Source organism: Streptomyces sp. 4F14 (assembly GCF_048159485.1).
GTDB lineage: Bacteria > Actinomycetota > Actinomycetes > Streptomycetales > Streptomycetaceae > Streptomyces.
Genome location: NZ_JBLRVY010000135.1, coordinates 1 through 442, shown reverse-complemented (window position 1 = coordinate 442; position 442 = coordinate 1). Strand labels below are relative to the sequence as shown.

Here is a 442-nt window from a genome sequence, read left to right as displayed (position 1 = left end):
ACAGACCGCGCACGGCCTCGGTCCATTGCGTGAGCCCGTAGAGCACGGTGTAGACGCACAGCATCACCAGGCCGAAACGCAGATAGGTCCGGGTCAGAGCCCGGTTGGCCGCGAGCAGTCGCACGTCGAGGAACGGGGTGGCGGTACGCAGCTCCCAGACCGCGAGCGCCGCTCCCGCTGCCACCGCGATGCCGAGCAGGTACCAGTGCACGACGGGCAGGTCGTGGAGGAACACGAGCAGCGCGGTCATGGCCACGCCGAAACCGAGGATGCCCGTCACGTCGAGGGCGGAGGCGACGCCACGAAGACCGCGGTCGTGGCGGACGAGCTTGTCAGGGGGGATCCAGGCCAGTGTCGTGACCAGGGCGATCAGGGCTGCCGGCACATTGAGGAGGAACACCGATCGCCAGGTCAGGGCACCGACCAGGACGCCGCCGACGGG

Annotated in this window: 1 pseudogene; it reads right to left on the bottom strand. The window is 69.2% G+C overall.

The features are described from left to right. Positions 1-442 (bottom strand): annotated as a pseudogene (locus ACLZOT_RS49995) (MFS transporter); the annotation flags it as partial.